The sequence below is a fragment of the Nesterenkonia alkaliphila genome (genome assembly GCF_009758175.1).
GTDB lineage: Bacteria > Actinomycetota > Actinomycetes > Actinomycetales > Micrococcaceae > Nesterenkonia > Nesterenkonia alkaliphila.
Genome location: NZ_WRPM01000051.1, coordinates 104,448 through 116,029, shown reverse-complemented (window position 1 = coordinate 116,029; position 11,582 = coordinate 104,448). Strand labels below are relative to the sequence as shown.

Sequence of the window (11,582 nt, the reverse complement as noted above, 5' to 3'; positions counted from 1 at the left end):
GACCAGCCAAGGATGCGGGATATTAAATCCGGGAAGTGGTCATCAAACTCTGACGCACCAAGGGTGATGAGGGCCGGCTGGCGGTGATCCATAACGGGATTATTGAGAACTTCGCGGAGCTGAAGCAGAAGCTTCTGGCTGAGGGTGAGGTTTTTGAGTCCCAGACGGATACTGAGGTGGCGGCGAAGCTGATCGGCCGGCACTACCGGGCTGTTGGGGATCTGACCGAGGCGATGCGTCTGGCCTCCAATGAGTTGGAGGGTGCCTTCACCCTGTTGGCGGTCCACGCTGAGGTCCCGGACCGGGTGGTGGCTTCGCGCAGGAACTCACCCCTGGTGGTGGGTCTGGGTGAGGGGGAGAACTTCCTGGGATCTGATGTCTCCGGGTTCATTGATTTCACCCGTGAGGCGGTGGAGCTGGAGCAGGACCAGATCGTCACCATCACTACCGGGGAGGTGGCGATCATCAACTTCGACGGCACCCCGGCGCAGGGCAAGCGGTTCCATATTGATTGGGATGCCTCTGCTGCGGAGAAGGGCGGGTATGACTCCTTTATGGAGAAGGAGATCAATGAACAGCCCAAAGCGGTCGAGGACACCTTGTTGGGCCGTACTGATGCTGAGGGCCGGTTGGCTTTGGATGAGCTGCGGATCTCTCCTGAGGAGTTGAAGCAGACCTCGAAGATCATTGTGCTGGCCTGCGGCACTGCTGCCTATGCCGGTACGGTGGCGAAGTACGCGATTGAGCATTGGACCAGAATCCCGGTAGAGGTGGAGCTGGCCCATGAGTTCCGGTACCGGGATCCGATCATTGATCAGACCACCCTGGTGGTCTCGATCTCTCAGTCCGGGGAGACCATGGACACCCTGATGGCGGTGCGCTACGCCAAAGAACAGGGCGCCCGGACCCTGTCGATCTGTAATACCAACGGTTCGACGATCCCTAGGGAGTCGGATGCGGTGCTGTATCTGCATGCCGGCCCGGAGATCGCGGTGGCCTCCACCAAGGCGTTCTTAGCGATGATCGCAGCCTCGTATTTGTTGGGCCTGTATCTGGCGCAGCTGCGCGGTCAGCTGTTCTCCGGGCAGATCAGTGACATCCTGGCGGATCTGCATAAGATCCCATCGAAGATCCAAACCATCCTCGACGGTGCAGGCTCGATCAAAGCCCTGGCCCGGGATATGGCGCAGAGCCCCAGTGTGTTGTTCCTGGGCCGGCATGTGGGATTCCCGGTGGCGATGGAAGGGGCGCTGAAGCTCAAAGAGCTGGCCTATATCCATGCTGAGGGTTTTGCTGCCGGTGAGCTCAAGCATGGTCCGATCGCTCTGATCGAGGAGGGCCAGCCGGTGTTCGTGGTCGTGCCCTCACCGCGGGGCAGGGACTCCCTGCACTCAAAAGTGGTCTCCAATATCCAGGAGGTCCGGGCCCGGGGAGCGAAGACCATCACCGTGGCAGAAGAAGGTGATACCGCGGTCAATGAGTTCTCCGAGAACGTGTTCTTCGTCCCTGAGACCCAGCCGCTGCTGATGCCGCTGCTGACCACCGTGCCCCTGCAGATCTTCGCCTGCGCACTGGCCTCGGAGAAGGGCTACGACGTCGACCAGCCCCGCAACCTCGCCAAATCCGTCACCGTCGAGTGAGAGGCACAGATGAAGTTATTTGGGACGGACGGAGTCCGTGGTCAAGCCAACGGGCTTCTGACAGCAGAACTAGCACTCAAACTGGCACAGGCCGCAACCGTTGTTTTGGCCCCACAGCAGCAAGCGGAGGGGAAGCGGCCCACAGCAGTCGTTGCCCGCGATCCCAGGGCATCGGGAGAGTTCATCTCTGCTGCTGTAGAAGCGGGCTTAGCCTCCTCAGGAGTCGATGTCTACGATGCCGGCGTATTGCCGACACCTGCAGCTGCCTTCTTAGTTGCTGATCTGGGTGCTGACTTCGGAGTGATGATCTCAGCATCCCACAATCCCGCTCCTGACAACGGGATCAAGTTCTTAGGGCGGGGCGGGAACAAGCTTGATGACGGTCTCGAAGCCGCCATCGAGGCGCAGATGGCCGAGCCCGTCCTCTTGCCCACCGGGGCGCAGGTTGGGCGCATCAGAAGATTCTCTGATGCTGAAGACCGGTACATCGTGCACCTGCTTCAATCCCTGGAGGGGGTCTCCCTGAAAGGGATGAAGATTGTGCTCGACTGCGCTCACGGAGCAGCAAGCGGCTGTTCCCCAGAGGCATTCTCCACGGCCGGCGCTGACGTGGTGGTGATCGGTGCCGAACCAGACGGGTTGAATATTAATGAAGGCTACGGCTCCACCCATCTAGAGAATCTCCAGGAAGCTGTGGTGGCCCACCAGGCGGATCTGGGCATCGCCCATGATGGAGACGCTGACCGCTGTTTGGCGGTTGACCACACAGGAGCCGTGGTCGACGGTGACCACATCATGGGGATCCTCGCCATTGCACTCAAAGAAGCAGGAGCGCTCAGGGACGACACATTAGTGGTCACTGTGATGAGCAATCTCGGGCTCAAGCTCGGAATGGCCGAGGCTGGGATCCAGACAGTGGAGACAGCGGTCGGGGATCGCTACGTGTTAGAGGCAATGCGTAGGGGCGGGTACTCACTGGGCGGCGAACAGTCTGGTCATGTGATCCTCAGCCAATATGCCACCACGGGAGACGGAGTGCTCACAGGCATGCAGTTGGCTGCCAGAGTTGCCTCGACCGGGAAGCCCCTCAAACTGCTCGCCGAGCAAGCCCTGACACGGCTTCCCCAGGTGCTGATCAACGTCAAAGGGGTAGACAAAGCGAAGGTCAAGACTCACCACGCAGTCCAGGCCGCAGTTCAGACCGTAGAGTCTCGCTTGGGGGAGAAGGGACGGGTGCTGCTCCGTCCCTCAGGTACGGAACCCGTAGTCCGGGTCATGGTTGAAGCCCCGACCGCCGCCCTCGCTGAAGCCGAGTCCCAAGCACTTGCGGACATTGTCAAGAGCGAACTCGCCCTCTGAGGGCATAGGAGGTAAGTGGGTGTCCGAGCTCTGGCCGAACCACTTTCAGGTAGATGTTGTCCGCGAAGCATTCGGCCCCCGGTTGGCGGGTTACACCATTGCCCTCGAAGCCTGGCGGCGCGGACTGCGGGTCCGCTTCTTCGACAGCAACCTGCGAAAATTCGAGATCACCGATGGCAAGCGGAAGATCAAGTTCGATAAATCGCGCCCCCATCTCACCACTAGTGAAGCCGTGAAGATCGAGCAGGACAAACACCTCACCTCCACTTACCTGAGCAAAGCAGGGGTCCCGGTTCCCAACAGCTGGATCATCGACCCCACTGCAGAGGACGCGGAACAAAAGCTCAGACACCTCGTAGCAGAAGCCGGATACCCGGTGGTGCTCAAGCCGCTCCGCGGCAGCATGGGGCGCGATGTGTACACCAACCTTCGTACCGAGGAGCAGCTCCTCGAGACCTACCGTCACTTGAGAGAGAACACCGCCGCCCCCAAACTCATCCTCGAACAGCATTTCACCGGAGAGGACTATCGGGTGCTCGTGGTCGGGGACCGACTGGTCGCAGCATGCTTGCGGAAACCCGCCAATGTTACGGGCGACGGGACGAGCACCATTGACGAGCTCATCAAGGCCAAGAATGCTGTGCGGCGGAATAACCCCTATCTCTGCAAGAAGCCGATCACCCCTGACCGAGAAGTCCACGAGTATCTGGCGAAGCAAAACTACACTCTGACGAGCATCCCAGCGGAAGGAATCCCGGTCCAGCTCCGAGGCAAGGCCAATGCCAGCCAAGGCGGGGACAGCATCGACAAGACTGCAGAGATCCCGGCAGCGGTCAAAGACGCGGCAGTCCGTGCCGTTGCGGCTATTCCGGGGCTCGCCATTGCTGGGGTCGACATTCTCTACGATGCCCGCCGAAGCCCTGTTGAGGACAGCTTCCGCGTCATCGAGCTCAATTCCCGCCCTGAGATCGAGATCAATATGTATCCCTGGGAAGGTTCCGGTCAGGACGCGCCACAACACATTCTCGATGTCTTCTTCCCAGACACCAGACGTTCGGCAGACAGTGGTATGGAGAAACTAGCGCTCGACCTGGAGCAGCTCCTTGCGCCGCTTAAAGGAGCATCCGCAGAGCAGGTCCTGGTGCGTAAGAAACCCACCCACAACTATCCTGTGCGCAGCTGGTACCGGCATGGGCTGAGCTCGCCGCTCAGCGCGGACAAGAGGAACAGGATCTACTTGGCTGCCCGACAAGCATCAGTCTCAGGACGTATATGGGCCGAGGGGAACTCCGGATATCTGGCGCTGTTCGGCACTGAGGACCGAGTCCAGAAGTTCATTCGGTTGGCCGATAAGCACCTGCACCTCGATCACAGCTCAGCGCAGCACTGGACAGGTGTTGTCACACAGGGCTTCCGCATCGACGGCTGAACCTCTCTCAGGTGCAGTGCGGATGCTCAGCGATTGAAACGCGCACGGACCCCGTTCACTCCGCGCTTCAACCGCTGTAGAGCGGAAGCCTCATCGTCGTGCTGCCGGGACTCCAGCTGTTCGCGCAGCTCCAGCGACTCCGACTCAGCCTGTGCCAACTTCTTCTTGAGCCGAGCGATCTCTTGCCGCCTGCTCTTGAGCAGACTGTTGGCCTTGGAGATGCGCTTCCTGAGACTCTGCACTTCAGCCCAGGTGCGTGTGGTGCCTGACTGATAGGCACTGAGCGGTAGGTCATACGTGGGCTCCTCCCACTGCTTGCCGTTGAGCGGATACTCCAACAGCCGGGGTTCCATACGGCGGATCAGTTCCCGGAAGAGGGTCAGCTGGACCCGGTCCAGCTCGGGAACTGAGAGCATCAGCCGAATCATCCGGCGTGAGCCGAAGAGCTGGTATGTATCGAAAGTGACGTCAGACTCTACAATATGAGCGTGATTCCAGTTCGCCACCCGATGCTCCCAGAGGAACAAATCCGTCATCCGGTAGCCAGAGGGCACAGAACGCAACTGAGTGGTGTCGATGTACTCCTGGAACGCTTCCTCGCCCAGTTCCCACCACGAGTCGTCCAGGGGCCGGTCCGCGTCTTTCCCCCGTTTGGTCAGGCTTGCCATCCGCCGGGCCGAGAGCTCCAGGGACTCGGAGAAGTGCAGCATCGTGGCGAAGTGCCATTTGCCGACGCCGTTGATCTGCCCGCGGATGTGCAGCGAATCATGTGGAAGGTGGGAATGGTAGACCCACGAGATCACCGTATTGGACCGCCGGGAGCTCAGCTCACGCAGCACCTCCACATACTCTTTGGGCGGTTTCTCGGCAGTGTTCAGGTCAAACATCTGATGGGGAAGCCCGAGATCCGCAGACATCGTGGCGGCCAGTTTGTCCCGGTGCAGTTCCCGGCTCTGCCTTCCGGAGCCCAACGCCTTGGTGTAGGTGAAGACCTCCACGGACTCCTTACCTGAGGCGCCCGCAAACGCAGCCAAAGAGCTCCTGGAGTCGATGCCTGCACTGGCGGAGACCACAATCTTCCGGCTGCTCTCCAGCAGCACCTCCACCTGCTTCTCCAGCACAGGCTGCATCAGGTCGGCAGCCTGTTCCACCGTCAGCGGCTCATAGGGCCGTGGGCCGATTCGAGTGACCTCACCTGTGCCCAGCTCCAGTTCCGTGTTGGGGGTCAGCAGCCACACGCTCTCGTAGGGGGTGGTGCGACCGGGGAAGTCCTGGTTCTTCGGCTGGCTCAGCCACTTGGTGAACCGGCTTGGTTTCCGCTTCAGAGTGCGGCCCACAAGATTGACGTGGGAAGAGATCAGTGTGGCCTGCTCATCATGGAAGATGGAGCGCGAGGCGATCGCGTCAGTCTGAGCCCGGACGAGGTTGTGGACGCGGTCTAGCACCACGAACTGCCCGAACATCTCCTCCAGGATGTCCAGATACTCGTCACGGGATGACCGCAGCGCTTCCAGCAGATGGGCAGCGATCCTGCCGAGATCAGTCGTGGCGAGATTCGGGTCCAGGGCATGACCGCACAGCAGGACTTCATGATCGCCTGATGACGCCACCGCAAGGGTGACCCGGGGATCCCATCGGAAAGTTCTTCCAGCGAATGTCCGCTCTCTCCAGAAGCTCGGGACATCAGGGCTGAGGTTCTCAGGGTGCAGGACATAGCCCCGTGCGTACCGCAGATGCGAGAAGTCGGGCTGAGCGGGGATTGTTTTGGGGGCCGCTGGGTGCAGATCGACGGAATGTTCGTCCCTGACGTTATCGGGCATGTATTCTCCTCAGCGTGCGCCTTTACCGTGCCAGTCTAGAGGGCCTTCAGTCGAACCAGCGTCTCCTGCAGTACTACGCTGGGCTGGGCCGGTTGCAGCCCACAGCCCTGGAACGCACTGCCTTGAGGGCGGAGTCCGTCCATATGCGAGAGATCCTGGCCTATCGTGCCACTGAGGGACGGACCACATATACCGCGCTGGTGCAGCACGTGCTCCAGGGAGAGACGCTGGAGGAACTCAGCAATTATGAGGCCGTGGCGAGCCTGGCTTGGGTGGTTGCCCTGCAGAACAGTGAACAGGAGGATACCGCTGTTGCCGTCGGGCTCCTGGAGTATGTTCTACCCCGGTGGCCGCGGGACCAGGTGCCGGACTACCGGTACCACCGGCTGCTGGCCGAACTGTATTTCGAACAGGGGAACACCACGGCTCTGAACTCCCTCCTCACTGAGTTTCCAGGGGTGCGCCGGTACTTCCACGGATACATTCCCGTGGACGCTCAGAACCCCTTCGCAGGGAGCCGGCCGGCGAGGCAGAGATCCTTTGAGAAGTGGCTGAACGGATTCAACCGCATGTTCACCGAGAACGGTCTGATGCCAGTGCACCTGAGCGACGGTCCGGAGGAGCCCTTCAACCGGCTGCGCACAGACTATGGGCCGACGGTGGGGGAGCGGGGGCCCAGGGTAAGCGTCATTATGACCTCGTATAAGCCGGTGAGAGAGGACATCATCCAGTCAGCCCGGTGCATCCTCAACCAGACTTGGGCCGATCTGGAACTCCTCGTCGTCGATGATGCTTCACCGGATGAGTACGGGCCGATCCTCGACGATCTAGAGAACTTGGACCCGCGGGTCAAGCTCATCCGCCTGGAGGCCAACGGGGGAACCTACCGGGCCCGCAACGCTGCCCTCGAACACGCCACCGGTGAGTTCATCACCGGACAGGACGCCGACGACTGGTCGCACCCCCAACGGATCGAAACCCAGGTCAAACAGCTACTGCGCCACCCTGGCACACCGGGCAACCAGGTCTACACGGTCAATATCAGCTCCGAGCTGGTGCGAATCCGGCGCGGCTACCACCCCTTCATCCCCAGCGCTCCGACCCTGATGGTGCGTGCCGAGATCATGCAGGAACTGGGCGGATATCTGCCAGCACGCAAAGCAGCCGACAATGAGCTGCGAGGCCGGGTCGCCGCCTACGCCGGCGCCACAATCGAGGTCATCCGGCTCCCACTGATCCTGATGCGGATTCTGCCGGACTCCCTCTCCCGCGCAGACTTCCGCCCCGGCTGGCAGCACCCGGCCCGCCGCGCCTTCTGGAGCGCATACCGCACCTGGCACCGCAGTGCCCCCCGCGAGGAGCTCAGGGCAGGAGGGAACGAAAGATTCCCTATCCACGTGCCTGCCAGGTTCACCCGGCCACCTGCGGAGCAGCTCTCCACGGATGTGGTGTTCTTGGCCGATCTCTGTGGTGACGGAGGCCTGCAGTCCAGCCTGGTGGACGAAATACAGGCGCTGAAGAGTTCCGGGCTGAGTATTGGAGTGATGCATATGGAGAACGCCCAGCATCTCGCCACGGGTGCCAGGCGGTACCACCGGCCCGTCCAAGAGATGGTCTCAGCCGGAGAGATCCTCCACGTGCTGCCGGACGAAGAGTTCCATCAGGTAGGACTGCTGGTGGTCCGCAGCCCGGAGATTCTGCAGTTCATGCCCCGCGGGTCCAGCGCATTCACCCCCGGGCACCTATGGACTGTGGCAGAACGCCCGCCCGAAGAGGAACCTGTCACCTATCTGCCCGAGGCCTGCGCCCAGCACGCAGAGGAATTCTTCGGCACCCGACCACAGTGGGCGGCCACCTCTACCGAGGTGCGGGAGAGACTCCACGAGCGCCTCCCAGCCGAGGATGTCCGCCAGCAGCCCTACCTGGCTCCCTTCAGGCCCGCCCCCTACCGGGCCCCGCGGCGACGCCCCCGCAGCCTGCGGCCGGTCATCGGCGGCTGGGCCGGCCCGCTCCCCGAAGAATGGCCGAATGATCCCTCCGAAGCAGAGCTGCTGTGGCCCACCGACGGCAGCGCGGAAGTCCGGCTCTACGGGGACGCCGCCCCTGCGGCGCGGATCCTCTTTGGGCACCAGCTGCCGGCTGAATGGGTCGCCTTCCCTCCCGAAGAGACCCACCGATGGGCCTATTACCGATCCCTGGACTTCTTGGTGCACTACCCCTCATACCCGGTCTTTGCGCCGGAGAGGCCGGTGCTGGAGGCACTGGCCTCGGGGCTGGTGACGATCCTGCCGCCTAGGCACCGACCATTGTATGGGGAGGCGGCGGTGTACGCAGAACCTGCTGAGGTCCCACATATTGTTCAGGAGTACTGGAATGATAGACAGCTGTACAGTGCGCAGTCCCAGCGAGCGGCTGGTTTCAGCGCCTTTCACGGCGAAGAGGAGTACGTCCGGATGATGGCCCGCGCAGTCCAGCAGGGCAGCCTCCAGAACCAGGAGGCCCCCGCGTGATGATTCGTGGGCTTTCATTGCGGCAGCTCATACTGGCCGGTGGGTATCTGACAGCTCTGGCCGTCACGCTGGTGTGCGCAGTATTGGGTGCCTGGAAGGCAGCGGCCATAGCCGGGATTCTGAGCTTCGCGCTGTTCTCTGTGTGGGTAATCCTTACCCTGGCCGCTATGACCCGGAACCAGCAGGCATTGCGCCAGCGCATTGCCCAGCTGAACCGGGAAGGAGCCAGCTCTGAGCTGAGCAGGAGCCTCCGGCGGCTCAATAAGCACTATGCCCTGATCACCGGCAGCCTCCGGGGCTCGGAAGAACGGATAGCAGCAGCCGAACGGCGGATGCTCAACGCACTGGAAGCTCACCGCCAGCACGTTGAGGACAGCCTCGATACCATCGCTGATTCCAGCCAGAACAAAGGACCCTCTGCATGAATGACCAACAGGTGCCCAGCGCCCAGGAAGCCATCGAGCTGATGCGCCGAGCTGACCAGGCGGTGCAGCGAAGCCTGTCCAGGATGCTGAGCCCCGAGGCGCTGCAGAACGGCGGGGAGGAGCATCTCGCCCAGCTGCGGGAGCTGCTGTCCGTGGCCTCACCGCGCCATGTGCGCGATGTGCAGCTGCACCGGATGCGCAAGCACAAGCTCTACGTGGGCCGGAGCCTGTCCTTCATGGGCTCCATTGTGGCCAAGACAGAGGTGGGGCGCCTGAGCGGCTCACTGCCCGGCTGGGTGCTCACCAAGAAGCACATCGGATACGAGTTCATGGACATTCTGGATGTGCGCAGGCCGGAGACTTTCGGACCGGCTAAGCCGTTCAAGGATGTCCAGCTCACAGCAGGCACGGTGATCAAACCCTCGGCAGGTTCGGGTTCCAAGGGCGTTTACCTGGTTTTCTCCGAGGACGAGATTTTTCACGCCAAGGACGGGGAACAGTTCGCCGACAGAGCGTCGCTGGAGCAGCATGCGCAGGCGATTCTGAAGGACCGGTCCTCAGCCACCAGTGCCAAGCGTGACCTGTGGAAGGTGGAGGAACTCATCCTTTCCGACACTGAGCACCGCCGTCCTGCCGTTGACCTGAAGTTCTGGTGCTTCTACGGGAAGGTTGGTTTCGTCTCGGAGATCAACCGGCACCCTGAGACTCGCTGGGACTTTTGGAGCCCCGAGGGTGAGCGTATCGACGCTCCTGGGCGGTGGAATGCCGTTCGCTACGAAGGAGCAGGGTTTGACCCGGAGCATCTGAAGCTCGTGGAGCGCATCAGCGCCGAGATTCCCTATCCCTTCATGCGCGTTGACATGCTCCGCGGTGACGGCGAGCTGGTCTTCGGCGAGTTCACACCACGTCCGGGAAGCTCCAATGTCTTCACCCCCGAATGGGACAGGAAACTCGGGGAGATGTGGGGCCTGGCCGAAAACCGCCTCCAGAAGGACCTCATCAAGGGCAAAGAATTCTCAGCCTACCGCGTGTTGCGCCAAAGAATACAGCGACGGGAGAAGTCCGCCCGCGCCTCTGCCCGGTCGAAGAAGAGCAGCGGTGGAGATGCCGGGAAGAAAGCCTGAAGCTAACGCGACTTGCGTGCGCCCCGGGCCGAATGCTCAATCAGATGCCGGAGGATGGCTCGGTTGGGATGCTGAGCAGATCCGTAGGCTGGGTACCGGAATTCTGCGATGTCCGGGGCCGCTGAGAGGCTCAGCAGCACGGCCGATTCCAGGCTGTCCACGGAGTTGACCACCAGATCCACCGCTGCTGCGCTGAGGCCGGGGACAGCCCACATCGCGTCCAAGGCCAGCTCGGCGATCTCCGGGGCAAGCTGCTCAGTGACGTCCACGCTGATCCGCCCGTCACCATAGCCCTGCACGGAGGAGTCCAGCCGCTGAACGGTCCCCGGGGGAAGGACCTTGCGGGAATTGACCGGAAGCTGCTGGAAGAACTTCTCGCCGACCTTCGGCTGGATCTCAGCCAGATAGTTGCACTCGTTGCGCTGCTTTATCTCCCGGCTGGCCAGCTGACCCACCGTCAAGTTGCCATCACCGACCACATAGAGCGGAACCCGCACCACCGCCGCCGCAGCACGCTCACCCACCGTCAGCACCCGCAGCGGAATCCCCGGTGCAGTAGTTGTCAGCAGAATCTGCTGGAAGTTCTTGCTCCGGGCGCTGACAGCCTCCACCTCCGCCTCCCAGTCCCGGGAGAACTGCTCCTCCGAGGCGGTGCCCACCCGGGCAATGAACCCGGAGTGCTTACGGGCACTGGAGACGATGACCTCCCCCTGCTGCGAGCGGAAGTGCTCCAAGGCGGCGTCGTACTGGTGCGGGGCGAAGCTGGTGCTCTCCGGCACAGGAAGCCCGGAAGCACGCAGGTAGCTGCGGGTCAGCGGGAGCGACTGGGTGACACGCCGCGCCTGATCGCTGCTCAACGTGGTGGCCCGGCCGTCGAACCCGCCGATGGCCTCTCCTTTGTACACGTAGACATAATGGTCCCTGGTGATCTTGCGGATCTTGATCCCCAGGGAGCGGGCCGCCCCCATCATCAGCGCCGAATGGCCGAACACATTGCTGCGCACATTCAGCTCCCCGTGCTGAGGGGCCACCACCTCGCGGATGAACCGCTCTAGGGGAGCGGACTGGTCCTGACTTCGGGCAGAACGCGGAGTGTCAGCGGGTGCGGTGGCCATAGTCATACAGTATCCGCAATCGATGCGTGTGATGCTGGAAGCGTACGGCGAGGCGATGGTGGGGGGCCACGCACTATTGGTCAAAGAGAGCTGTTACCACGCATTCACGTTATCCACAGAACTGGTGAGCTTCTCAGATTGAGCGTTGGCAGATGAAAGA

Annotated in this window: 7 protein-coding genes and 1 pseudogene; 6 read left to right on the top strand and 2 right to left on the bottom strand. The window is 61.9% G+C overall.

What is annotated here, in order from left to right:
* Positions 1 to 65: 65 nt before the first annotated feature.
* The 3 genes and pseudogenes from glmS to GNZ21_RS07675 form a co-directional block, all read left to right on the top strand.
* Positions 66 to 1,640 (top strand): annotated as a pseudogene (gene glmS / locus GNZ21_RS07685) (glutamine--fructose-6-phosphate transaminase (isomerizing)); the annotation flags it as partial.
* Positions 1,641 to 1,649: 9 nt separating this feature from the next.
* Positions 1,650 to 2,999 (top strand): phosphoglucosamine mutase, encoded by a 1,350-nt coding sequence (gene glmM, locus GNZ21_RS07680; protein WP_157322971.1) that lies wholly within the window; start codon positions 1,650 to 1,652, stop codon positions 2,997 to 2,999.
* 19 nt (positions 3,000 to 3,018) lie between these two features.
* Positions 3,019 to 4,428, top strand: a complete 1,410-nt coding sequence (locus tag GNZ21_RS07675) for an ATP-grasp domain-containing protein (protein ID WP_157322969.1) — start codon at positions 3,019 to 3,021, stop codon at positions 4,426 to 4,428.
* 26 nt (positions 4,429 to 4,454) lie between these two features.
* Here the strand turns inward: GNZ21_RS07675 and GNZ21_RS07670 are convergent, their stop codons facing one another.
* Positions 4,455 to 6,248, bottom strand: a complete 1,794-nt coding sequence (locus tag GNZ21_RS07670) for an Atg14 domain-containing protein (RefSeq protein ID WP_157322967.1) — start codon at positions 6,246 to 6,248, stop codon at positions 4,455 to 4,457.
* Positions 6,249 to 6,262: 14 nt separating this feature from the next.
* Here GNZ21_RS07670 and GNZ21_RS07665 point away from each other — a divergent pair, with 14 nt between their 5' ends.
* From GNZ21_RS07665 to GNZ21_RS07655, 3 genes are read left to right on the top strand one after another with little or no spacing between them, the layout of a single operon-like run.
* A complete protein-coding gene (locus GNZ21_RS07665) occupies positions 6,263 to 8,758 on the top strand; it encodes a glycosyltransferase family 2 protein (protein WP_157322964.1) in 2,496 nt (831 codons plus the stop codon).
* A complete protein-coding gene (locus GNZ21_RS07660; RefSeq protein WP_157322962.1) occupies positions 8,758 to 9,183 on the top strand; it encodes a hypothetical protein in 426 nt (141 codons plus the stop codon). Before GNZ21_RS07665 ends, GNZ21_RS07660 begins: the two co-directional genes overlap by 1 nt.
* Positions 9,180 to 10,307, top strand: coding sequence for an ATP-grasp fold amidoligase family protein (locus tag GNZ21_RS07655; protein ID WP_157322961.1), 1,128 nt, complete (start codon positions 9,180 to 9,182; stop codon positions 10,305 to 10,307). Before GNZ21_RS07660 ends, GNZ21_RS07655 begins: the two co-directional genes overlap by 4 nt.
* A gap of 2 nt (positions 10,308 to 10,309) precedes the next feature.
* On the opposite strand, the gene GNZ21_RS07650 is transcribed toward GNZ21_RS07655, so the two are convergent.
* Positions 10,310 to 11,422, bottom strand: coding sequence for a hypothetical protein (locus GNZ21_RS07650; protein WP_157322960.1), 1,113 nt, complete (start codon positions 11,420 to 11,422; stop codon positions 10,310 to 10,312).
* Positions 11,423 to 11,582 lie beyond the last annotated feature (160 nt).

Bases quoted from the DNA above. Each gene is read 5' to 3' on its own strand.
- GNZ21_RS07660 (WP_157322962.1), top strand. From the start codon at position 8,758: ATGATTCGTGGGCTTTCATTGCGGCAGCTCATACTGGCCGGTGGGTAT.
- glmM (WP_157322971.1), top strand. From the start codon at position 1,650: ATGAAGTTATTTGGGACGGACGGAGTCCGTGGTCAAGCCAACGGGCTT.
- GNZ21_RS07650 (WP_157322960.1), bottom strand. From the start codon at position 11,422: ATGGCCACCGCACCCGCTGACACTCCGCGTTCTGCCCGAAGTCAGGAC.
- GNZ21_RS07655 (WP_157322961.1), top strand. From the start codon at position 9,180: ATGAATGACCAACAGGTGCCCAGCGCCCAGGAAGCCATCGAGCTGATG.
- GNZ21_RS07670 (WP_157322967.1), bottom strand. From the start codon at position 6,248: ATGCCCGATAACGTCAGGGACGAACATTCCGTCGATCTGCACCCAGCG.